The sequence below is a fragment of the Nocardia concava NBRC 100430 genome (assembly GCF_000308815.1).
GTDB classification, from domain to species: domain Bacteria; phylum Actinomycetota; class Actinomycetes; order Mycobacteriales; family Mycobacteriaceae; genus Nocardia; species Nocardia concava.
Genome location: NZ_BAFX01000124.1, coordinates 59879 through 81814, shown reverse-complemented (window position 1 = coordinate 81814; position 21936 = coordinate 59879). Strand labels below are relative to the sequence as shown.

Here is a 21936-nt window from a genome sequence, read left to right as displayed (position 1 = left end):
CTTCATTGCGATATCGCCCGCCGCTAGGCCTGCGCGAAGTGGTCGCGCACGGAATCGACCTGCTTGGCCATCATGTCGATGATGGTTTCGACGACCTCGGTGTCGGCGTCCGCGGCGATGGTCAGCTCGCGGGTCCAGTCGAAGAAGCAGCGGTTGGGGTCATTGGTGATCGGCCGTACGCGAATGGTGCCCAGGTAACGCTGCACGCCCATGGTCGGCTCGATGGAGCGATAGGACTGCAGCCGCTTCTCCTCGTCGCGCCCGCAGACCTCCTGCTGGACCAGGCCGTCGCTGAACACCAGCGTGAAGTTGTAGAGCGACGGAACCCGTTCCGGCCCACCGTCTCCGACCCAGTGCACATCCTTGGCCGCGGGTCCGGACACGATCGACACCAGCCGCAGCGCGTCGCGGACCGTGGTCCAGACCGTGTCCGGATCGGCGTCGACGACACTCGAGTGGTACATCGTGTGCTTCCGCTGGATGGCCACGAAAACTCCTTGTCCGGCAACGTAATTGCCTCGGCTCTGCAGACTTCGCAATGAAGTACACAGGCGGCCGGACGGCAGCGGCCAGGCGTGGAAGCCACGAAACGGGGCCAAGGTCACAGTGTGGATTTCGTATACTTATACGAGAGTGAGACCGCGTCGAAAGGCGTTGTGCGGCAATAAGAATCAAATGCTTCGCCGAAATGATCCACGGCCTGGCAAACCGGTGGCGGCGCAGGCGATCGGGCAAGGTCCGTTCGGCAATGTCCATGTCGGGGCCCACTCCACTCGGTGGATGGCTCCCGCCTGTCGCACGACAGTTACCCTGCAGATTTCGCCGAGCGAACCGGGCCGTAATGGGGTATTTTCCCACTCTCGGCAGCCGAAGAATTCCACATGGTTTGTTAATCCCTACGAAAACCCGGCCCCCGCCGCCATCCCTGTTCATGTCTTCTACCCCTAGCCGACACCGTCCGGTTGGCTGTGTACTCCTCATCACAAGTTGCAAAAGCAAGGGATGAGCGCCGTGGACCGCCGACCCGCCACACGGGCGGAAACAGTCGGACCGCCCGGCCCCGCATCCGGGGGAGTCCCCGCGTGATCCGTGAAGGAGTGACCGTGACCGTCAAAGAGAAGAGCCTCCAGGAGCTCGAGCGCGACTGGCTGGACGAGGCGATCAGGTTGGCCACCACCAGTGTGGCGAACGGTGGCGGTCCGTTCGGTGCCCTCGTAGCCAAGGACGGCGAGATCGTCGCGGTCGGCCACAACCAGGTCACCTCGACCCTCGACCCGACCGCCCACGGCGAGGTCAGCGCCATGCGCGCCGCCTGCAAGGTGCTGGGCACCTTCTCCCTCGAGGGCTGCGTCCTGGTCACCTCGTGCGAGCCCTGCCCGATGTGCCTGTCCTCGGCCCTGTGGGCCCGCGTGGACCGCATCATCTTCGCCGCCGACCGGCACGACGCCGCCACCGCCGGCTTCGACGACCGCGTCTTCTACGAGCTCTTCGAGGTGCGCACCGAGGGCAACTGGCCCACCACGCTCGAGCGCCTCGACCTCCCCAACCGCAACGCCCCGTTCGAGGCCTGGCTGGCCAAGACCGACCGCATCGACTACTAGCGGGTCGATACCGAGAACCCCGGGTCCATTGGGCCCGGGGTTCTTTTGTGTCCGTCAAATGATGCCGCGCCAATTGGCGATTTTTCAGCTATTGGATGATTGAGTGGATCGGGTAGGCGGACGAGGAGGAGGGGAAGCGGCGTGGTCGATGGTCCCGAAGGCTCCGCGGAACCGGCAGAGGTGCCGGTCGACTACCGGTTCACCCTGGCCAACGAGCGGACCTTCCTCGCCTGGATACGCACCGCGCTCGGCTTGCTCGCCGGTGGCGTGGCCGTGCACACCTTGGTTCAGCCGTTCCATCACTCCGGGGTGCGGCGGTTGCTGGCGATGAGCTGTCTGGTGCTGGCGTTCATGGTGGCGATCGGGGCGTATACGCATTGGCGTGATGTCGCGGCCGCCATGCGCCGGGGACTGCCGCTGCGGGATACGCCGATGGTGCCGATTCTGGCCTTCGGGATCGCGTTCGTCTCGCTCGTCGCGGCGTGGGGGATGTTGTTCCGATGACGGCGCCGACCTTTCCGGAGGAGCGGACCGCGTTGGCGTGGCGGCGTACCTCGGTGGCATCCATGGGTACGGGGGCGTTGTTTCTCAGTCATGCGGTGAGCAATGGATGGCGTGGGGCGGTGATTGCTCCGGTGTGCGCCGTGATCGCGCTGCTGTTGTTGGCGCTCATGGCATTTCGGCGCAATCGGGCGCTGCTGGGGGAGCGTGAATACGACGGGACACCGCAGATCGTGCTCACCACGGTGGTCGTGGTGAGCGTGACGGTGGTGGCCGCGGTGATCGGGTTCACCGATCCCGTGCGATAGCAGGCAGTTTCGATCCGTGCCGGGCGACCGGCCGAAAAGGAGGCAGGCAGTGAGCACAGCGACCGAACCCAGTGATTACATCATCGAGCAGCAGCAGCGGGTCACCTCGGAATTCTCCTTCGCCGACACCACCGACCAGCAGGACGCCGACCGCGGGTTCATCGCGGCGCTCGAGCCCGGCGTGGTGCGGGACGCCGATGGAAACGTGGTGTGGGACAACGACTCCTATGACTTCCTGAAGGGTTCCTGCCCGTCCTCGGTGAACCCGAGCCTGTGGCGGCAGTCCGGGCTGAACATCCGGCAGGGCCTCTACGAGGTGACCGAGGGGATCTATCAGATCCGCGGCCTGGACCTGTCGAACATGACCATGATCGAGGGCAAGACCGGCGTGATCGTGATCGATCCGCTCATCTCCGCGGAGACGGCGAAGGCGGGCCTCGAGCTGTACCGCGCCCACCGCGGCGACCGGCCGGTCACCGGCCTCATCTACACCCATTCCCACGTCGACCATTTCGGTGGCGCGATGGGTGTGACCACCGAGGCCGACGCCGAATCCGGGCGCTGCCCGGTGATCGCGCCCGCCGGTTTCCTCGAGCACGCCGTCGCCGAGAACATCTATGCCGGAACGGCAATGGCGCGCCGGGCCGCCTACATGTACGGGGCGGCGTTGCCGCGCGGGCCGCACGGCACCGTGGGATCGGGTCTGGGACAGACGACTTCGACCGGCACCGTCACGCTGATCGCGCCTACTCTGGACATCACCGAGACCGGGCAGGAGGAGACGATCGACGGGGTGCGCATCGTCTTCCAGATCACCCCCGGCACCGAGGCGCCCTCGGAGATGAACTTCTACTTCCCCGACCATCGCGCCCTGTGCATGGCCGAGAACGCGACGCACACCCTGCACAATCTGCTGACCCTGCGCGGCGCGCTGGTGCGTGACCCGCACGTGTGGGCCCAGTACCTGACCGAGTCGATCAACCTGTTCGGCTACGAGTCCGACGTAGTGTTCGCCTCCCATCACTGGCCCACCTGGGGCACCGAGCGGCTGGTGGAATACCTTGCCCTGCAACGGGATCTGTACGGCTACCTGCACGACCAGACGCTGCGCAAGCTCAACCAGGGCTATGTCGGCAGTGAGATCGCCGAGGCGATCGAGTTGCCGCCGGCGCTGACCGCGGCCTGGAGCACGCACGGCTACTACGGTTCGGTCAGCCACAATGTGAAGGCCATCTACCAGCGCTACATGGGCTGGTTCGACGGCAATCCGGCGCACCTGTGGGAGCATCCGCCGGTCGAATCCGCCAAGCGCCATGTGGAATTCATGGGCGGCGCGGACGAGGCGCTGCGCAAGGCGCGCGTCTCCTTCGACAATGGCGACTACCGCTGGGTGGCGCAGGTGCTCAACTACGTCATCTTCGCCGACCCGTCCAACGCGGCGGCCAAGACCCTGCTGGCCAGCACCTACGAACAGCTCGGCTACGGCGCGGAGAACGCCACCTGGCGCAACTTCTTCCTGATGGGCGCCTACGAACTGCGCAACGGCAAGGTCGGCACCCCGACCAAGGCCAGCTCGCCGACCATGATGGCGGCGCTGACCATCGAGCAGGTCTTCGACGCCATGGCGCTGCGCTTGGACGGCCCCAAGGCTTGGCACGAGAAGGCCGTCAGCGACTGGGTTTTCACCGATGAGAAGCGCACGCATCGCCTCGAACTGCGCAATGGCGTTCTCATCCATTTCGACCGGCGCGATGGCGACAAGCTCCCGCCCGCCGATGTCACCTTCACCCTCACCCGCCCGACCCTGATCGGCGTCCTGCTGGCGGGTCAGGATCTCGGCGCGGCCGTGCAGTCCGGGGCGATCACCATCGACGGCGACGCCCAGAGCTTCGCGAAGCTCGCCGCCCTCTTCGACGAGCCCGACCCGGATTTCGCCATCGTCACCCCCGAATAGGCGAGGCGCGTACCCCGCGAGCGTCATGACGTACGTCATTCGACGCTCGCGGGGCCGCTCGCCGGGTGCCTAGCTTCGCACGGATACCCAACTATGAAAGGGATTCCTGCGATGCCTACCACCTTCAAGCTCGGCGGCGAGCTCGATGTGAGTCGAATCGGTTACGGCACAATGCGTTTGGCGGATCAAGCGCCCGGTTTCGACGATGCGGTGCTGCACGTCTGGCGGGCGCCCGCCGATCGGAAGAGCGCGATCGCATTGCTGCGGCGGGCGGTCGAGGCTGGGGTGAACCTCATCGATACCGCCGATGCGTACGGGCTCGGTGAGAGCGAGGAGCTGATCGCCGAGGCGCTGGCGCCTTATCGCGAGGATGTGGTGATCGCGACCAAGGTCGGCGCGGTGCATCCGTCGCCGACCGAATGGCTGTCGCTGGGGCATCCGGCGTATCTGCGGCAGCAGGCCGAATTGTCCTTGCGGCGGCTGCGAACCGATCACCTCGATCTCTTGCAGCTGCATCGGGTCGATTCGGCCTATCCGCTGGCCGATCAGGTCGGCGCGCTGCGCCAGCTGGTCGACGAGGGCAAGGCGCGGCTGATCGGGTTGTCCGAGGTCGGCGTCGAGGAGATCCGGGCGGCGGCGGAGATCACGCCCATCGCCAGCGTGCAGAACCTCTACAACCTCACCCACCGGGTCGCCGAGGATGTCGTGGAATACACCGCCGCGCAAGGCATCGCGTTCCTGCCCTGGTTCCCGCTGGGGTCGGGTGCGCACGCCGGGGCCGATGGCGTGCTCGCGGAAATCGCCGCCGAACTCGACACGACGCCGGTGCAGGTGTCGCTGGCGTGGTTGCTGCACCGCTCGCCGACCATGCTGCCGATTCCGGGCACCTCCGCCGCGGAGCATCTCGAGCAGAACATCGCCGCGGCGCGGATCCGGCTGTCGGACAGTCAGTTCGAGCGGCTCTCGGCGATCGCCGCACCGTGAGTACGTCACGGTCCATCCCCGACTACGTCACGGTCGCCGTCAGCTGACAGATGTGGCGGCAGGGGTCCGGGAACGAGAGTTGAAGCCGCACAAGGTGCAGCAACGCTTTCGAAGGGACAAGGACATGATCGACATTCGACGCATCGGCAAGCGGCGCGGCGCCCGGGCCATCGCGGCGGTCACCGCCGCGGTGGCGGCCGGCAGCCTGGCGGTGGCCTGCACCGCGAGCACCGTCACCCACGCCGGACCGAACGAGGACGCGCCGAAGCCGACCGTGGTGCTGGTGCACGGCGCGTTCGCGGACGGCTCGAGCTGGAACGATGTCATCGACAAGCTCCGCAAGGACGGGTATCCGGTGGTGGCCGCGGCGAATCCGCTGCGCGGTCCGGCCTCCGACGCCACCACGCTGAAGGGCCTGATCAGCCACATCAACGGACCCGTGGTGCTGGTCGGGCACTCCTACGGCGGTTCGGTCATCAGCGCGGCCGCGGCGGGCAACGACCAGGTGAAGAGCCTGGTCTACGTCGCGGCCTTCCTGCCCGCGCCCGGTGAGACCGCGCTCGAGCTGACCAACAAGTTCCCCGGCACCACCCTGCCCGGCACCCTCGACCCGGTCCCCTTCACCGGCCCGGACGGCAGCACCGGCACGGATCTGTACATCCAGCAGGCCAAGTTCCACGATCAGTTCGCCGCCGACGTGCCCGCCGACCGCGCCGCCCTGGCCGCCGCCTCGCAGCGTCCGATCCTGCAGACCGCGCTGGAGGAGAAGGCGACCGTGGCGGCGTGGACCGACAAGCCCAGCTGGGATGTGGTCACCACCCAGGACCTCAATATCCCGGTCGCGGCCCAGCGGTTCATGGCCGAGCGGGCGCACGCGCAGGTCACCGAGGTCGCCGCCTCGCATTCGGTCGCCGTCTCGCACCCGGATCTGGTCGCCGGCGTGATCGAGCGGGCCGCCCAGAGCTCCGCCCACTGAACCGCACTCCGCCCACTGACACGAAAAGCATTCGAGGAGAACACGATCATGGATCTGAAGCTGGAAGTAATCGTCCTGCCCGTCGCCGATGTCGACCGCGCGAAAGCCTTCTACGTCGAGCGGCTCGGCTTCCGTCTCGACGCCGATTTCCCCGTGGACGAGGGCTACCGCGTCGTACAGGCCACCCCGCCCGGATCGGAATGCTCGATCATCTTCGGCACCGGCGTCACCGCGGCCGCGCCCGGCTCGGTGCAGGGCCTGCATCTGATCGTCACCGATATCGAGAAGGCCGTGGCGGAGCTGACCGAACGCGGGATCACGGTCGAGGGACCGTTCCACGACGCGACCGGCGCCTTCCACCACGCCGGGGCGAAAGACCGTGTGCCGGGCGCGCATCCGGAGCGCCGCAGCTACGGTTCGTTCGCGGCCTTCACCGACCCCGACGGCAATTCCTGGTTCCTGCAGGAAATTACCCAGCGCGCGCCGGGCCGCTGATCCGATGAGCGAGGGTGAACCCATGTCAGACAACGAAACTCGAATCTACGACATCGTGGTGATCGGCGCCGGGCCGGTCGGTGAGAATGTCGCCGACCGGACCCGCGCGGCCGGACTGAGCACGGTGATCGTCGAATCCGAACTGGTCGGCGGCGAATGTTCCTACTGGGCTTGCGAACCCAGCAAGGCGCTGCTGCGGCCCGTCCTGCTCTACGGCGAGGCCGCCCGCTTCCCCGGTGTCGGCGGCGCGGTCACCGGACCGCTCGACGCGGAAGCGGTGCTGAAGCATCGCGACCGCATGTCGGCCGACTGGAACGACCGGGACCAGGTCGACTGGCTCGATTCGGCGCGGATTGATCTCGTGCGCGGCCACGGCCGTCTTGACGGGCCGCGGCGGGTGACCGTCCACACTCCTGAAGGCGGCATCGTGCGGCTCGCCGCCCGGCACGCGGTGGCGGTGTGCACCGGCACGTCCGCGGCTCTCCCGCCGCTGCCGGGCCTGGATGCGTTGCGGCCGTGGACGAGTCGCGAGGCAACCAGCGCCCGCGAGGTGCCCGACCGGCTCGCGATTCTCGGGGCGGGCGTGGTCGCGGTCGAAATGGCCACCGCCTGGCGAGGATTGGGCGCGCAGGTCACGCTCATCGCCCGCGAATCCCGGCTGCTGGGCCGCGTCGAGGCCTTCGCCGCGGACCTGGTCGCCGATCGGCTCCGGGAGGCCGGTGTCACGCTGCACCTGGGCACCACCATCGACACGGCCGAACGCGCGGGCGGGCCCGATGACGCTGTCCACATCAGCCTTGCCGACGGCACGCGACTGGTCGCCGACGAACTGCTGCTCGCGACCGGGCGTGCGCCGCGCACCGAGGACATCGGGCTGGAAACCGTCGGCCTGACGCCGGGGGAATGGCTCGGCGTGGACGACTCCTATGCCGTGACCGCCGTCGATGGTGAGTGGCTGTATGCGGTCGGCGACGTGAATCGCCGTGCGCTGCTCACCCATCAGGGCAAATACCAGGCGCGAATCGCCGGGGCCGTCATTGCCGCCCGGGCGCGTGGGCTGACGCTGGACACCGGGCGCTGGGGTGCGCACGCGGGGACCGCTGACCTCGAGGCGGTTCCCCAGGTGGTCTTCACCGATCCGGAGATCGCGGCGGTCGGCCTCACCACCGAGGATGCCGCGCGGGCCGGACGGGTAGTGGATGTGGTCGATTACGAGATCGGCCGGGTCGCGGGCGCGATCCAACACGATCCCGGCTATCGGGGGCACGCCCGCGTGCTCATCGATCCGGAGCGCCGGGTGATCGTCGGCGCCACCTTCGCCGGAGCGGGCGTCGCCGAACTGCTGCACTCGGCCGCCATCGCCATCGCCGGTGAGGTCCCGATCGACCGGCTGTGGCATGCGGTTCCGTCATTCCCCACCATCAGCGAGGTCTGGCTTCGGCTGCTGGAAACCTATCGCGATCAACGGGTCTGACGCCGCTGGTAGGGTGGTTTCGTGCTCATCGAGGAAGTCGACAGAATCTAGCCGCCAGTCGAAGGCGGCGCATTTCCTCACACCGGCGCGATTTCCACATATCCGCGCCCTCGCGCCTTCGTCTGCTTTCCGCATCCTCACGAATTCACGCGGCCCGCTCGTTCTCGAGCAGGAAAGAGTCGACGACCCATGTCTACATCCATGCCCTCTGCCATCACCTTGCAAAATCTGTCCTTCGAATGGCCCGACGGGAGTATCGCGCTCGCCGGGCTCACCGGGACCCTGACCGCCGGGCGCACCGGCCTGGTCGGCCGCAACGGCGCCGGTAAATCGACGCTGTTGCGGCTGATCGCCGGAATCCTGACGCCCAGCTCCGGGCGTATCGAAACCAGCGGTGAGGTGGGGTATCTCCCGCAGACGCTCACCCTGGGCCGGGAGGAGACCATCGCGCAATTGCTGGGTATCGCGGGCAAACTCGCGGCCCTGCGCGCGATCGAATCCGGCGACACCGCCGAGAAACACTTCGAAACGATCGGCGACGACTGGGACATCGAATCCCGCGCCGATGAGATGCTGCACGAAATAGGGTTCGGCGCAGCGGATCTCGATCGCAAAGTCGGCGAGATCTCCGGCGGTGAAGCGGTTCTCATCGCCATCACGGGGCTGCGCATCCGGCGCACCCCGATCACCCTGCTCGACGAGCCGACCAACAATCTCGACCGCGAAACCCGTGCCAAGCTCACCGAATTCGTGGACACCTGGCCGGGCACCCTGGTGGTGGTCAGTCACGACCTCGAGCTGCTCGAGCACATGGACGCCACCGCGGAACTGCACGGCACGACACTGGAGGTGTTCGGCGGGTCCTACAGCGCCTGGAAGCAGCACGTCGAGCAGCAGCAGGCGGCGGCCGAACAGGCGGCCCGCACCGCCGAACAAGCGCTGAAAGTCGAGAAGCGGCAACGCATCGAGGCCGAGACCAAGCTCGCCCGCCGCGAGCGCACCGCCCGAGCGACGCAGCGGGACGGGGGTATTCCACGGATCCTCGCGGGCAACCGCGCCAGCAAGGCGCAAGGTTCGGCCGGGGCCATGCGCACCACCCTCGACGCGAAAGTCCGTGCGGCCCAAGAAGCCTCGAATGCCGCAGCGGCGCGGGTACGGCGCGAGGAGCACATTCATCTGGAACTGCCCGACCCGGACGTGCCGCGCAGCCGCCGCATCGCGGAACTCGGCGACGGCGAGCGGAGCATCGTCATCCAGGGGCCGGAGCGCGTCGCCCTGGTCGGCCGCAACGGTGCCGGGAAATCCACCCTGATCGAGGATCTGCTGCACGGCCGCCGTCCCGAACGCGCTGTCCTGCACACGGATCGGGTGGGTTATCTGCCGCAACGCCTCGACAATCTGGACGAGCGGGCCAGCGCGCTGGAGAACGTCCACGCGGTGGCCGTCACCGTCGCGACCGGCACGATTCGCAATCAGCTGGCCCGGTTGCTGCTGCGCGGCAGCGCGGTCGAACGCCCGGTCTCGACGCTGTCCGGCGGTGAGCGCTTCCGAGTGTCACTGGCGCGCTTGCTCTTCGCCGATCCGCCGGCGCAGTTGCTGATCCTCGACGAGCCGACCAACAACCTCGATATCGCCAGCGTCGATCAGCTGGTCGAGGCGCTGGTCGACTACCGCGGCGCGATTCTCGTGGTCAGCCACGACCATCCGTTCCTGCGCCGGATCGGCGTCGATATGGTGCTCGAGCTCGAAGCAAGCGGCCGCATCCACCGGCGGGACACGCTGTAGCAGCGTTGTAGAACATGAGAATGCCGGGCCCGCTGATGTTTTCGCGGGTCCGGCATCGGTTCTGTCGAATTCAGAGGTGGTCGGCGTCGATAATGGCCTGGGCGAACGGATGCGGGGCCTCCTGCGGGACATTGTGTCCGATGCCGTCGAGCACGCGGTGCTCGTACTTGCCGGTGAACTTGGCGCGATAGCCCTTCCCGTCCTTGGCCGGGCCGTCGAAATCGCTGCTGATCGTGATGGCGGGCACGGAGATCGCCGGACCGGTCGCCAGCCGCTGCTCGTACGAATCGTATTGCGGCTCACCGGGAGCCAGGCTCAACCGCCACCGGTAGTTCGAGATGACGATCGCGACGTGATCGGGATTGTCGAAGGCGGCGGCGCTGCGGTCATAGGTGGCGTCGTCGAACTTCCAGGCGGGGGAGGCGCGCTGCCAGATGAGCTTGTCGAAATCGTGGCGGTTGCGCTCGTAGCCCAGGCGACCGCGCTCGGTGGCGAAGTAGTACTGGTACCACCAGCCGAGTTCGGCCTCCGGTGCGAGCGGCTGCTGCTGGGCCGCCTGCTGGGTGATGATGTAGCCGCTCACCGCCACCATCGCCTTGACCCGCTCGGGCCACAGGGCGGCGATGATATCGACCGTGCGTGCGCCCCAATCGAATCCGCCGAGCACCGCCTTGTCGATCTGCAAGGCATCCATGAAGTCGACGATGTCGCGGGCGATGGCCGACTGCTGACCGTTGCGGACGGTGTCGGGAGAGCGGAAGGTAGTCGTGCCGTAGCCGCGCAGGAACGGGACCAGCACTCGGTAACCGGCGTCGGCCAGCTGCGGCGCGACATCGACGTAGCTGTAGGCGTCGTAGGGCCAGCCGTGCAGGAGGATCACGGGCTGGCCGGTGCTGGGACCGAATTCGGCGTAGCCGATATTGAGCACGCCCGCGTCGATCTGCTTGATCGGGCCGAGGGAGGTGTGTGCGCCGGATCCGGCGCGCAGGTCCGCACCGGCGGCCGTGGTGGCGGGAGCGGGGGTGGCCTTGGTTTCGGTCGTGCACGCGGTCAGGGTGACCGCGGCCAGGCCCGCGGCGAGGGCGCCGCCGAGAAGTCTTCTGCTGAAATCCATGCCCTCGACGCTAGGAATCGGCCCGGCCCGGCGGCGAGCGTCGAATGACGTAATCGGTGTCGCCCGGTTACGTCATCCGACACCGGTCATGCGGCCGGATCGTCCGCCGGGGGCAGCAGCGCCGCGAGATCGCCGCGCGAACTGATCCCCAGCTTCGGGAAAATCCGGTGCAGATGCGTGCTGACCGTCCGATGCGACAGGTACAGCCGCTGCCCGATCTCCCGGTTGGTCAATCCCTGCGCCGCCAGCTGCGCGATGCTCAACTCGTGCGGGGTGAGCTGATCGCGGGCGTCCGGATTCCGGTTCGGACTCGACTCGCCCGCGCTGCGCAGTTCCAGGCGGGCCCGCTCACTCCACGCCGTGAAGCCCAGGGCATCGAAAGTCTCACGGGCCGTGCGCAAATGGGTGCGGGACTCCACCACCCGGCGCTGCCGCCGCAGCCATTCGCCGTAGGCCAGATGCAGGCGGCCGCGTTCGGCGGGCCAGCCGGTGAGATCCGCCTCGAGAGCTTCGGCGAACAGCTTCTCGGCATCATCACCCGCCAGTACCGCCCGGGCGTAGCGCAACCCGATGTGCAGGGCGGGCGACGACGTGGACGCGGCCACCGGCTCCACGTCACGAAGCAGGTCGCGCAGGGCATCGGTCTGCCCGGCGCGGACCGCGGCCTCGGCGAGTTCGGCGAGGAAGGACGCGTGCGTCGACAGCGAATAGGACGGGTCGCGCGGATCGTGCAGGCGGGCCAGATCGGTGAAGGCATCGTCGAATCGGCCCTCGCCCAGCGCGATCAGCCCCCGGGTGAGCAGCACCTTGCCCAGCACCGGCCGGGAGCCGGCCGCGAGACCGACGCGTTCGGCGTCCGTCGCGAGCGCCGCGGCCTGCGGATAGTCGCCACGCAGCGCCGCGATCTCGGCCTGGATCGCGACGACCGACGCATGCATGAAGGTCTGCTGGGTCTCCAGGGCGAAGGCCGCGGACTCGGCCGCGATGGGTGCGGCGGTGGCGAGGTCACCGACCCGCACCAGGCCCCAGGCCTGGATCGCGAGGGCACGGGTCAACAGCCCGAGCCGGCCGGACGACCGGAATCCGGCCGCGGCCGCGGTGGCGAAGTGCACGGAGAGGTCGAAGGCGCCGACCTGGTGTGCCGCGCTGCCGAGCAGATGATCGACCTCCGGATCGCGTCCGGTGGTCGCGGCGAGCACCCGCAAGTGACCCAGGACCTGCTCGCCGCGCTCGAACGGAGCCACGATCGAGTCGACCGCGAGCTTCCGCGGGTCGCCGTCGGGAACACCGAAGGTGTCGGCTACGGCGAGCACCGCGCGCCGGATATCGGGACCGGGTTCGGACCAGTAGCACCGCATGGCCGCGCCCCAGAGGATGCGCAGCGCCGAATCGGTATACCCGTCGGCGGCGACGGAGGCGGCGAGTGCGGCCAATTCGCCTATGTGCGAAGGATTCTCGCGCATGCCGTCCTCGAAACCGCTGAGGATCCAGTTCGCCGTGGCCTGCTGTCCGCTCGTGAGCGGCAGGGTGCGTGCGGTGTCGACCAGTCGTTCGACCGTCTTCCGCTGACCGGAATCGACCGCCAGTTCCGCCGCGCGCAGCAGGCGATCCGCGCGCCGGCCCGGCGTGGCGCTGAGCGCGGCCGCGCGCTCCAGGGCGGCGATCGCGCCGCCGCGGTGCCGGGACCGTTCGGCAGCCTGTTCGAGGGCGGTAGCCACGTCCTCATCGGCCCCGGCCACGCCCGCCGCCCGATGCCACACCTGGCGATCCGGTGACTCGGCGAGCGTCTCGGCCAATGCCAGATGGGCACGGCGTCGCTGCTCGGCCGTGGCCGAGGCCACCAAGGCCGAGCGGACCAGCGGGTGGCGGAAAGCCACTGCGCCGGAGGCGATATCGATCAGGTGGGCCGTCACGGCGGGTGTGAGGATCTCCGCGGTCGCCGGGGAGCCTTGGACAATCCCCGCGGCAGTGAGTGTCTCGGTGATCGAGTCGCTGTCGTTCAGGGCCGCGACGAGCAGGGCGGCCCGGGTCGGTTCGGGCAGGGTCGCGCCCCGCGCCGAGAAGGCGCGTTCCAGCCGCTCGGTCAAGGGCAGCATCATGACCGGTTCGGCGAGATCCGTTGCCGCGGTGGGAAGTTCGGTCAGCGCCAGCGGGTTGCCGTGAGCCTCGGCGAGCACCCGGCGGCGGACCTGGACGGGCAGTTCCGGTACGACGCTGTCGAGGAGTGCGTTGGCCTCGTCCTGGGGGAGCGGCCGCAGGCGCAGGGCGGTGAGTCCGGCCTCGCGCAGCGGTGAACCCGTGCCGTCCCGCAGCGTGGCCAGCACCGCGACCGGTTCGGATTCGATGCGTCGCACCACGAAGGCCAGCACCTCGGCACTGGCGGGATCGAGCCAGTGCACGTCCTCGGCCACGATCAGCAGCGGCCGTTCGAAGGCGGCATCGGCCAGCACGGTCAGTGCCGCCAGGCCCACCAGGTGCGGGCTCGGTTCCTCGGTGCTGTCCGACATGCCCAGAGCGGTTGTCAGCGCATCGAACTGGCGGGCCGGGAGGGCCTGGAACTCGCGGCGCAGCGGGTACAGCAGTCGATGCAGGCCCGCGAAGGCGAGGCCGTGCTCGGCCTCGAGGCCGGCGGTCCGCAGCACTCGCAAACCCGTGGCACCGGCGACGGCCGCCTCGACCAGCGTGGATTTTCCGATTCCGGGCTCGCCCTCGATCAGGAAGCCGCTGCGGTCGCCGGGGTTGTCCACGAGGGCGGACAGTTCTTTCAGCTCGGTGTCTCGTCCGAACATCGGCATGTGTGGCGGTCTCCTCCCGGACCCGCGATGACGTACGGGACCTGCCGTGAGGTTACCGAAAAACAGTTACGTCACCTCAGCGTCAACTGACAGATTCGGCGCCCTGCCTGCGGCGGCGAAGGTGATTCCCATGACAACCGTTCGCTTTCACCTGATGTCCAGCCTGACTCCCGCCGAGGTCGTCGCCGTTCTCACCGACTTCGGGCCCTCCCGCGCCGAGGCGTGGCCCAGCATCGACGCCGAGCACTTCACCGTCCACGACCGCGGCGAGAACTGGGCCGAGGTCACCGAGGGCACCGCCGCCGCCTGGGAACGCGCCCGCTACCAATGGAATCCGGACGGCGACACCGTGGTGATCACCACGCTGGATTCCAAGCTCTTCGGCGCGGGCGGCGGCTGGGTGTTTCGCGCCACCCCCGACACCTTCGGCACCCGGGTCGACGTCGAACTGACCCGGACCCCCAAGGCGCTCAAGGGCAAGCTGCTGGCCGCGCTGCTGCCGCTGGTCGGCCCGTCCTCGCTGCGCAAGGCGTTCGCCGGCCCGCTGAAGGCGGAGTGATGTCCACCGTGCTCACACCCGGCGTCCACAGCTTCGACTCCGACGGAATCCTCCAGCGCTATCACGTCTTCGGCCGCGGACCGGTATGCCTCGCGCATCCCGGCGGGCCCGGAATCCACTGGGAATACCTGCGCATGCCCGAGCTCGAGGAACACCTCACCATGGTGTACATCGAGGCGCTGGGTACCGGCGAATCCGGCCGTCTCCCAACGCATCCGAACGGCTACAGCCGAGAGCGCTACAGTCTCGCGGTGCAGCGGATCATCGAGCACCTGGGTGTGCCCGAGGCCTATCTGCTCGGCCATTCCCACGGTGCGTTCGTCGCCGCCTACCACGCACTGCACCGCCCCGAGCGGCTCGCGGGCGTGATCCTCTACGAGGGCGCCCCGGTCACCGGACCCGAACACGGTGCCGAGGCCGGACGCCGCTTCCAGGAGTTCGCCGCCGCCCATGCCGACCGCCCCGAACTGGCCGAGGTGCTCGCGGCAGCCGCTGCCATGCAAGACATTACGAGCGACGAACAAACCGTCGCGGTCGCCCGCGGCATCCTCCCCGCCTACTTCGCCGACTACTGGTCCGACGAACCGCGATGGGCTGCCTTCCGTGCCGGCGTCCAGGCCACCTACATCTCCGGCCTGAACGCCGACCTGACCCCCGACCTCATCGACGACCGTGCGTCCCTCCCGAATTCGACCATCCCCACCCTGATCATCGTCGGCCGCCACGACGTCATCTGCGGCCCCCGCTGGGCCGAGGAACTCCACACCCTCATCCCTGACTCGCGCCTGGTGATCCTCGAAAACAGTGGCCACATGGGCCATCTGGAGGAACCGAAGCGCTTCACCTCCGCGGTCCTCGACTTCGTCTTCTCCCCGAAAGGCTGACCGCCATGCCCTCGCTCCGCGCAGTCCGCCGTGACCTGGCTTTCGCCACAACAGTTTTCACGGGCCCGGCGACCCTGTGGCGCTGGTCCGAACTCGCCGTACTGCACGGGCGAGGGCCCACCCCCACCGACTTCCTCAACCACTCGAACGGGCAGCTCCCATGACAACAACTGCGGCACAGGCCACTTCCGCTTCCGAACGTTCCTCCGTCATCCGTGTCTCCCTGATCCGCGGCCTCCTGGCCCTCCTCTGGGCCGCCGCCTTCGCCACCGCCCCCGACCCGCTGAACGCCGTAGCCATCGCCCTCCTCGTCATCTACCCCCTCATCGACGCCGTCTCCTGCGCCGTCGACTACCTGGCCACCCCCAACCCCTCCGAACGCCGGGTAACCGCCTTCAACGGCATCCTCAGCACCACCATCGCCATTGCCCTCGGCATAGCCGGCACCGCAGGCGGCGTCCCGGCCGTCCTAACCGTCTTCGGCGCCTGGGCAACCCTCTCCGGCGCCGCCCAACTGGTCGTAGGCATCCACCGCCGAGGCCCCATCCTCGGCAAACAATGGCCCACCCTCATCTCCGGCGGTCTGTCCGCCCTGGTCGGCGCCGTTTACATCGCCCAAGCCGCCGGTGATTCCCCGACCCTGGACGTCCTGTCGGTCTACGCCACCGGCGGCGGCATCTTCTTCCTGGTCCAGTCCGCCCTGTTGCTCTGGAAGGCCCGGACACGCAGAGCGTCAGGAGAGTAGTTGCTCGAGGCGGGTGGTGCAGAACCCGGTGATGTTCATCTCCGGCGGCAGCTTGACCTGATTCGTCATGCGCAGCAGGGGAATCGAGAGCAGCACCACCCCGAGGACTTCGTTGTAGTGCAAGTGGCGCACCGGGCGACCGGTGCGTTTCTCGTAGTGGGCGATCGTCTCGGCGCGGGAGGGGGTGCCCGGGAGTCGGGGGTGGCCCTCGAATTCGCTGCTGGCCCAGTCCAGGAAGAGCATCCAGGCCAGATCCGCCTCGCCGTCGCCGAGGAATGCCATCTCCCAGTCGAGGACGCCGGTTACTCGGAAATCCTTGTCGTAGAGGATGTTCGACATGCGGGCGTCGCCCCAGCAGAGCGAGACTCGCTCGGGCTCGTAGGCGTTGTCGCGGAGATGGGTGAGGGCACGGCGGAAGATCTCCGGTTGTTCCCCGCCGCAGGCCCAGGTCATGGCGGCGTCCAGGTAGCCGACGATTTGGTGGACGGCTCCGTGGCCGTGGCGGGGGAAGGACAGGAAGTCCAGTCGGAGTTCCCGCCAATCCAATTCGTGGATGTCGGCCATCGTGTCGACACAGCCCCACCACATGCGTTGCCGCTGTTCCGGCGTGGCCTCGAAATACGTACCCGCCGAGTGATACGACGGGTAGTCGCTGGGGGAGTCGCCGGGCAGGCGGTTCATCACGTAGTAGGGACTGCCCAGCGCTCCGGTGCCGCGATCCAGCCAAGCGACGGCCGGCACCGGGACGGACGTTCCGGCCAGCCGTTGCATGACCAGGACCTGCCGCAGTAGGTCGTAGTCGGGGAACAAGGCGTTCTCCGGCGGGCGGCGCAGCACAAGCGGCACCGTGCCGTTCTCACCCATCGCGTCGAACAGGTATGTCTCGGTGGAGAATCCGCGCGCGGTGCGCGCAAACTCGGCGACCGTGGAGGTGCCGAGCTGCGGAAGATGGTGCCGCAGGGCCGGTTCCAGCGCCGCCGGTAATTCCTCGGGAGACGGGCGGAGTGCGTTCGTCATTGCTACCCCGCGAACCCGTAGCGCGCGTTGCGGCCGTAGAACACCATCTCGACGAGCCCGTATCCGACCTTGCCCTCGTGCTCGACCCGACACAGAGTTCCACTGAGCGCCTGGACCTTCTGTAGGTCGGCGGTGTCGGTGAGGTCGGCCGTGAAGCTGTCGCTCCAGTACGGCCCGCGCCACAGCCCCGAACCGTAGCCGCGGTAGACGTCGTATCCGGCCAGGCCGGGCCAGTAATTGGTGACCCGCGACAAGGTGAATTCGCGATCCCGCCCGTCGGCAGACTGAGTGATGAACTTGCCGCCCTTGATGATTCGGAAGTCGTCGCGGAATTCCAGGTCGTGCTTCACGTCGAGGATCGGGATCGGCGCCGCGGCCGAATCGATCGGCTCGAAGATCGCGCCCTCGAAGTGCCAGCGCTGGCCGTCGGCGGTCTCACGCTGCGCGAAATGCACCAGCTCATCGTCGAATTGGAAGATGCCCATGTAGTACAGCACCCCGTCGGGCAGTTCCGCGGGCTGCAGGCCCTCACCTTCGGAGAGGCTGCCGCCGCCCCCGCCGTGCCGGGTGCCCCAGGAGTGATCGCGCCCGAACCACCAGTTGTCCGGGTCGATGTCGATGCGCTGGCCCTCGATCTCCAGCCAGCCGCTGATCCGCCCGTTCTGGTAGTACCGCCGGGCGTCCTCGCGGACCCGGCCGCGGCTGCGGAAGAACGCGGGTTCCTGTTCGTAGGCCGGGAATTGGCCCTCGAAGTCGAGCTGCATGCGGATGCCGTGCTCGTTGTCGTCGAGGGTGGCGCGCACCTTGCGCAGCGGTTCGACCACCTCGTAGCGGTAGGGCCCGACCTGCCAGTTGTCCAAACCGTCGCGCTGCCCGGTGATCTCACGCGACATCCGCACCACGTGCGCCACCTTGTCGTCGATGGTGATCATCACGTAGGCGTCCACCACATTCCGGTTGGGGTAGCGCGCGAGACCGGTCATCACATTGACCGAGCCGGATTTGTCGAAGCCGTACAACACGATTCGCTCGGTCCAGCGCAGGTCGCTCTGCAGGGTGTGATCGAAGGTGGTGGGCAGCTGGTGGATGAGCAGTTCATCGTGAGGAGTGAGCATCGGTGGTCCTCTCATGGAGCCCGGCGACGCATCGCCGTAATTCGAATACGCGATGAACCGTATTTCAAACGAGGTCCGGAGATATCCTGTTTCGCGAAACTCGCCGACAGGAGATCTCCGTGACCCAGCCCGCCCCGCGCTCCGGTCCCGGCCGCCCGCGTGATCCACAATTGGACGCGCAGGTGCTCGCCGCCACCCAGGAACTGCTGGTCAGCGACGGTTACGAGGCCACCACCATTGCCGCGGTCGCGCGCCGCGCCGGCGTCGTCGCCACCTCCATCTACCGCCGCTGGCCCAGCAAGCGAGCCCTCATCGAGGACGCCGCCTTCACCCTGGACACCGGCAACTACCCGGTCCCGACCGGCGACCTGCGCGCCGACCTGCTGGCCTGGACCCGCCTGTTCCTCGCCGCGGCCGCGTATCCGCCCGCCCGCTCGGCTCTGCCCGGCCTGCTCGCCGCCTATCACGACAATCGCGAGGAACACCGCCGCATCCTCGACCTCGGCGAGCAGCCCACCCGCGCGGCCCTGCGCGAACTCCTCGCCGACGCCGCGGCCGCCGGTCAGGCATCCCCCGCCTGCGATGCGGACGCGGTCTTCGAATTACTCCGCGGTGCAACGCTTTTCCGCGCCCTCACGCACGGCGACGAGAACGCCGACGCCTTCTGCCACCAGATCGCCGACGCCCTGCTGGCCGTCGCCGCGGCTCCGGCTCGAGTGACATCGGCAGTGGACTGACACGACGAGAGGCCCGGATCCAGCTGGATCCGGGCCTCTCGTCTACATCCTTACGGGTGGTAGACCTCGACATAAGCGTTGGTGGCTATGGCGATGACACCCGGCCCCATACCCGTGCAGCCAACCGAAACCGGCTGCCCCGACGGGGTGAACGGATAGCTGAGCGACTTGTACGGCCCGATCGCGTACAGCGGGAACGGCCCGCTGGCGTAGAGGCCGACACAATCCAGGTGCACGACGTAGTTGGAGCCCCCGTCGGGAGCGCAAACGGCGGTCGCGTCGGTCAATCCCTTCGTGACACTGCAGTCCTGCGGCGCGGCCTGTGCGCTACCAGCCCCCAGGACGGCCGCGAAACCCAAACCCGTAATGCTGACCGCGGCAATCCGTGCGGCGACACCCAATGACGTTCTCATGAAACCCCTTCAGTTCGCAGTGCAGGCAGAGCGGGGCCGACCTCGCGATCGGACGACCCAACCCTAGGAATCGAAGCGTTCCGATGGCTATCGGACGAATGCCCCTTTTTGCTACTCGGTGATCCTTCTGAGCCCGAAACCGGCTGGGAAACAGCTTCTTCTGGTGGCAAAGACCAACACGGCTTTCGACGCCAGCCCGCCGATGTCATGCGGCCACCCCCTGGGCCGTGCTGACCAGCTCGTCGACCAGGGGTTTCGGGGCTCGATCGGTCCACATGATCACCGCGTCGATCGGGGGTGCGTCGGCCACCGGGAGCGCCCGTGAGCTGCTGTCCGCGTGCCGCCGGGCCATGGATTCGGGTGCCAGCCAGATCCCTTGCCGCCGGGCCGCGATGATCGGACCGTCCTCCACGTCCAGGACGGCCGGGTCGCGCATCGACCGGCCCGGGCGCAGGACGTCGACCCAGCCGCGTTCGACGCTGTCGGACACGAAGATCGCGGGCAGCACCACCGGATCGGCGGCCAACTCGGCCAGCACCAGCGCGTCGTGCTCGGCGAAACGATGGTCGCGGGACACCGTCGCCACCCACGGCTCGGAGCCGATGACGGTGTGGCGCAGGCGAGTTCCGTCCAGGGGGAGCCAGCCGAATCCGGCATCGGCCCGGCCGGATTCGAGGGCGCGCACGCCCTCGGGCATGGTCCGCACGCTGACCAGATCCACCTGCAGACCGGGCACCGCCGCCTCGAGGCCGTCGGTCACCCGGATCAGGAACGGGGCGGTCTGGCAGGGGCAGCACACCACCCGCAGGCGGTTGATCTCCTGTCCCGCAACCCTGTTCACCCGTTCGGCCAGCCCCACCCAGTCGTCGACCAGGGCCTGCGCCCCGCTCGCGAGTTCCCTTCCGGCATCGGTCAATTGCGTCCCGCCCGACCCGCGGACCAGCAGTACCGCTCCGAGTGTCCGCTCCAGCCGCCGGATCTGGGCCGAGAGTGTCTGCTGCGTAATGTGCAGCAGCGTTGCCGCCCGCGTGATATTGCCCGCCGACGCCACCGTCAGGAAGGATTCGAGCAGCCGAATGTTCAACTCCGGCAGCGCATCCCGGGCGATCGGCTCGTACAGCCGCCGATCCCAGTCCGCCGCACCGTAATTCGGCATGTCAGGCATCCGCCTCGGCCCGCGTGCTCCGGGTCGCCCACACCGCCGCGGCGGCGAGCCCGGCCAGCGCCGCGCCGACCCACAGCACCGCCCGCAGCGCCACATTGTCGGCCACGAGCCCGCCGAACAGCGCGCCCAGCGCGATGGCGAGATTGAACATGGAGGTGTTCAAGGCCGTGGCCGCCTCGGCGGAATCCGGTGCGGCACGCAGAATCCAGGTCTGCACCCCCACCGGGATGCCGCCGAACGCCAGACCCCACACGATCAGCAGCCCCAGCCCCGTCACCACCGTGCCGCCCACCAGCGCCATCAGCACCAGCACCACCGCCAGCAGCGAGGCGATCGCGATGAGCGCCTTGCGAATATCCTGCCCACCCAGCGCCCCGGCCACGAAATTGCCGATGATGCCCGCGATTCCGAAGGCCAGCAGCGACGGGCCGACCAGCGCCTTGTCCATCCCGGACACGTCCTGCAGGATCGGGCTCACGAACGTGAACGCCGTGTAGTGCCCGCTCACCAGCAGGAACGTGACCAGCACGCCCGCCCGCACCACCGGATTACGGAACTGCCCGGCCAGCGTGCGCACCCGCACCGGTTCGGTGGCGGGCAGCGGCGGCAGCAGGAGCAGCAACGCCACCACGACCACCAGACCCAGTCCGCCCAGCACACCGAAAGCCACACGCCAGTCGGTCAATTCGCCGATCAGCGTGCCCGCCGGGACGCCGAGCACATTGGCCGCGGTCGCACCGCCGAAGGCGATGGCCGTCGCGCGCGGAATGAACCGCTCCGGCACCATGCGCACCGCGATGCCCGCCGCCAGCGCCCAGAATCCGCCGATCGCGATGCCCACCAGGAAGCGCGAGGCCAGCAGCAGCGGGAAGTTCGGCGCGAACGCCGACATCAGATTCGCCCCGACCATGAGCGTGATCAGCCCGAGCAGCACCACCCGCCGATCCAGCCGGCCGATCGCCACCGGCAGCAGCGGCGCGGTCGCCGAGGCCACCAGCCCGGGCACCGTCACCATCAACCCGGCCGTGCCCTCGGACACGTCGAGCGCACCGCCGACCGAGGTCAACAGGCCGACCGGCAGGGCCTCGGACGTCACCATCGCGAACGTCCCCATCGCGACCGCCGCGACACCCAGCCACCGATGCGGCGGCACCCGTTCCGGTCTGGATTCCTGTGCCGGAGAACCGACAGCGCTCACCATGCGCACACTCCTCATTCGTGAGAATCCCCGCCGGTCCCGTTGACCGGCGGGGCCTCGATTTAGAATGGTCAGCCCCTTGGGGCCGAACAACGACGAAAAGTGCAATGCCGCAT

21 protein-coding genes are annotated in these 21936 nt (G+C 68.2%); 13 read left to right on the top strand and 8 right to left on the bottom strand.

Annotated elements, in window-relative coordinates; genetic code table 11:
• Positions 1–23 precede the first annotated feature (23 nt).
• Positions 24–488 (bottom strand): SRPBCC family protein, encoded by a 465-nt coding sequence (locus tag ON43_RS29445; RefSeq protein WP_040812742.1) that lies wholly within the window; start codon positions 486–488, stop codon positions 24–26.
• A gap of 615 nt (positions 489–1103) precedes the next feature.
• On the opposite strand from ON43_RS29445, the gene ON43_RS46885 reads away from it, so the two are divergent.
• From ON43_RS46885 to ON43_RS29405, 9 genes are all read left to right on the top strand, one after another.
• Positions 1104–1601: a nucleoside deaminase gene (locus tag ON43_RS46885; protein ID WP_281033363.1), complete on the top strand. Its 498-nt coding sequence runs from the start codon at positions 1104–1106 to the stop codon at positions 1599–1601.
• Between the two features lie 141 nt (positions 1602–1742).
• Positions 1743–2105 (top strand): YidH family protein, encoded by a 363-nt coding sequence (locus tag ON43_RS29435; RefSeq protein WP_245568801.1) that lies wholly within the window; start codon positions 1743–1745, stop codon positions 2103–2105.
• Complete coding sequence (locus ON43_RS43980; protein WP_083913819.1) at positions 2102–2410, top strand: DUF202 domain-containing protein; 309 nt, start codon at positions 2102–2104, stop codon at positions 2408–2410. The genes ON43_RS29435 and ON43_RS43980 overlap by 4 nt, the downstream gene beginning before the upstream one ends.
• Before the next feature lie 49 nt (positions 2411–2459).
• Complete coding sequence (locus tag ON43_RS29430) at positions 2460–4364, top strand: alkyl/aryl-sulfatase (RefSeq protein WP_040812740.1); 1905 nt, start codon at positions 2460–2462, stop codon at positions 4362–4364.
• Between the two features lie 111 nt (positions 4365–4475).
• A complete protein-coding gene (locus ON43_RS29425) occupies positions 4476–5348 on the top strand; it encodes an aldo/keto reductase (RefSeq protein WP_086008049.1) in 873 nt (290 codons plus the stop codon).
• A gap of 124 nt (positions 5349–5472) precedes the next feature.
• The gene (locus tag ON43_RS29420) at positions 5473–6324 is read left to right on the top strand and encodes an alpha/beta fold hydrolase (RefSeq protein WP_051179423.1); all 852 of its coding nucleotides are present in this window, start codon (positions 5473–5475) and stop codon (positions 6322–6324) included.
• 48 nt (positions 6325–6372) lie between these two features.
• A complete protein-coding gene (locus ON43_RS29415; RefSeq protein WP_040812736.1) occupies positions 6373–6819 on the top strand; it encodes a VOC family protein in 447 nt (148 codons plus the stop codon).
• 22 nt (positions 6820–6841) lie between these two features.
• Positions 6842–8293 carry a dihydrolipoyl dehydrogenase family protein gene (locus ON43_RS29410; protein WP_040812734.1) on the top strand — a complete coding sequence of 484 codons (1452 nt, stop codon included), beginning with the start codon at positions 6842–6844 and terminating at the stop codon, positions 8291–8293.
• Between the two features lie 189 nt (positions 8294–8482).
• Positions 8483–10078: an ABC-F family ATP-binding cassette domain-containing protein gene (locus ON43_RS29405; protein WP_040812732.1), complete on the top strand. Its 1596-nt coding sequence runs from the start codon at positions 8483–8485 to the stop codon at positions 10076–10078.
• 70 nt (positions 10079–10148) lie between these two features.
• On the opposite strand, the gene ON43_RS29400 is transcribed toward ON43_RS29405, so the two are convergent.
• Both ON43_RS29400 and ON43_RS29395 read right to left on the bottom strand, forming a co-directional pair.
• Entirely contained in the window at positions 10149–11192 is a 1044-nt protein-coding gene (locus ON43_RS29400) for an alpha/beta fold hydrolase (protein ID WP_040812731.1), read from the bottom strand.
• 86 nt (positions 11193–11278) lie between these two features.
• Positions 11279–13987, bottom strand: coding sequence for an ATP-binding protein (locus tag ON43_RS29395; protein WP_040812730.1), 2709 nt, complete (start codon positions 13985–13987; stop codon positions 11279–11281).
• A 130-nt stretch (positions 13988–14117) separates the two neighbouring features.
• On the opposite strand from ON43_RS29395, the gene ON43_RS29390 reads away from it, so the two are divergent.
• The 3 genes from ON43_RS29390 to ON43_RS29380 all read left to right on the top strand — a co-directional run bounded on the left by ON43_RS29390 (position 14118) and on the right by ON43_RS29380 (position 16175).
• Positions 14118–14546, top strand: a complete 429-nt coding sequence (locus tag ON43_RS29390) for an SRPBCC family protein (RefSeq protein ID WP_040812729.1) — start codon at positions 14118–14120, stop codon at positions 14544–14546.
• The gene (locus ON43_RS29385; RefSeq protein WP_051179422.1) at positions 14546–15430 is read left to right on the top strand and encodes an alpha/beta fold hydrolase; all 885 of its coding nucleotides are present in this window, start codon (positions 14546–14548) and stop codon (positions 15428–15430) included. The genes ON43_RS29390 and ON43_RS29385 overlap by 1 nt, the downstream gene beginning before the upstream one ends.
• 160 nt (positions 15431–15590) lie before the next feature.
• Complete coding sequence (locus ON43_RS29380) at positions 15591–16175, top strand: DUF308 domain-containing protein (RefSeq protein WP_040812728.1); 585 nt, start codon at positions 15591–15593, stop codon at positions 16173–16175.
• Here the strand turns inward: ON43_RS29380 and ON43_RS29375 are convergent.
• Together ON43_RS29375 and ON43_RS29370 are read right to left on the bottom strand one after the other, a co-directional pair.
• Entirely contained in the window at positions 16164–17192 is a 1029-nt protein-coding gene (locus ON43_RS29375; protein ID WP_040812727.1) for a phosphotransferase family protein, read from the bottom strand. The two genes, ON43_RS29380 and ON43_RS29375, sit on opposite strands and share 12 nt — an antisense overlap.
• Before the next feature lie 2 nt (positions 17193–17194).
• Complete coding sequence (locus ON43_RS29370; RefSeq protein ID WP_040812726.1) at positions 17195–18307, bottom strand: Rv3169 family protein; 1113 nt, start codon at positions 18305–18307, stop codon at positions 17195–17197.
• Between the two features lie 119 nt (positions 18308–18426).
• Here ON43_RS29370 and ON43_RS29365 point away from each other — a divergent pair, with 119 nt between their 5' ends.
• A complete protein-coding gene (locus ON43_RS29365) occupies positions 18427–19044 on the top strand; it encodes a TetR/AcrR family transcriptional regulator (protein WP_040812725.1) in 618 nt (205 codons plus the stop codon).
• A gap of 50 nt (positions 19045–19094) precedes the next feature.
• Here ON43_RS29365 and ON43_RS29360 read toward each other — a convergent pair whose 3' ends face one another.
• The 3 genes from ON43_RS29360 to ON43_RS29350 all read right to left on the bottom strand — a co-directional run bounded on the left by ON43_RS29360 (position 19095) and on the right by ON43_RS29350 (position 21823).
• A complete protein-coding gene (locus tag ON43_RS29360) occupies positions 19095–19457 on the bottom strand; it encodes a hypothetical protein (protein WP_040812724.1) in 363 nt (120 codons plus the stop codon).
• Between the two features lie 205 nt (positions 19458–19662).
• A complete protein-coding gene (locus tag ON43_RS29355) occupies positions 19663–20613 on the bottom strand; it encodes a LysR family transcriptional regulator (RefSeq protein WP_040812723.1) in 951 nt (316 codons plus the stop codon).
• 1 nt (position 20614) lies between these two features.
• The gene (locus ON43_RS29350) at positions 20615–21823 is read right to left on the bottom strand and encodes an MFS transporter (RefSeq protein WP_086008048.1); all 1209 of its coding nucleotides are present in this window, start codon (positions 21821–21823) and stop codon (positions 20615–20617) included.
• Positions 21824–21936: the final 113 nt, after the last annotated feature.

Coding starts and splice junctions, on each gene's coding strand:
- ON43_RS43980 (WP_083913819.1), top strand. CDS start 2,102: ATGACGGCGCCGACCTTTCCGGAGGAGCGGACCGCGTTGGCGTGGCGG.
- ON43_RS29425 (WP_086008049.1), top strand. CDS start 4,476: ATGCCTACCACCTTCAAGCTCGGCGGCGAGCTCGATGTGAGTCGAATC.
- ON43_RS29420 (WP_051179423.1), top strand. CDS start 5,473: ATGATCGACATTCGACGCATCGGCAAGCGGCGCGGCGCCCGGGCCATC.
- ON43_RS29415 (WP_040812736.1), top strand. CDS start 6,373: ATGGATCTGAAGCTGGAAGTAATCGTCCTGCCCGTCGCCGATGTCGAC.
- ON43_RS29410 (WP_040812734.1), top strand. CDS start 6,842: ATGTCAGACAACGAAACTCGAATCTACGACATCGTGGTGATCGGCGCC.
- ON43_RS29405 (WP_040812732.1), top strand. CDS start 8,483: ATGTCTACATCCATGCCCTCTGCCATCACCTTGCAAAATCTGTCCTTC.
- ON43_RS29400 (WP_040812731.1), bottom strand. CDS start 11,192: ATGGATTTCAGCAGAAGACTTCTCGGCGGCGCCCTCGCCGCGGGCCTG.
- ON43_RS29395 (WP_040812730.1), bottom strand. CDS start 13,987: ATGCCGATGTTCGGACGAGACACCGAGCTGAAAGAACTGTCCGCCCTC.
- ON43_RS29390 (WP_040812729.1), top strand. CDS start 14,118: ATGACAACCGTTCGCTTTCACCTGATGTCCAGCCTGACTCCCGCCGAG.
- ON43_RS29385 (WP_051179422.1), top strand. CDS start 14,546: ATGTCCACCGTGCTCACACCCGGCGTCCACAGCTTCGACTCCGACGGA.
- ON43_RS29380 (WP_040812728.1), top strand. CDS start 15,591: ATGACAACAACTGCGGCACAGGCCACTTCCGCTTCCGAACGTTCCTCC.
- ON43_RS29375 (WP_040812727.1), bottom strand. CDS start 17,192: ATGACGAACGCACTCCGCCCGTCTCCCGAGGAATTACCGGCGGCGCTG.
- ON43_RS29370 (WP_040812726.1), bottom strand. CDS start 18,307: ATGCTCACTCCTCACGATGAACTGCTCATCCACCAGCTGCCCACCACC.
- ON43_RS29360 (WP_040812724.1), bottom strand. CDS start 19,457: ATGAGAACGTCATTGGGTGTCGCCGCACGGATTGCCGCGGTCAGCATT.
- ON43_RS29355 (WP_040812723.1), bottom strand. CDS start 20,613: ATGCCGAATTACGGTGCGGCGGACTGGGATCGGCGGCTGTACGAGCCG.
- ON43_RS29350 (WP_086008048.1), bottom strand. CDS start 21,823: ATGGTGAGCGCTGTCGGTTCTCCGGCACAGGAATCCAGACCGGAACGG.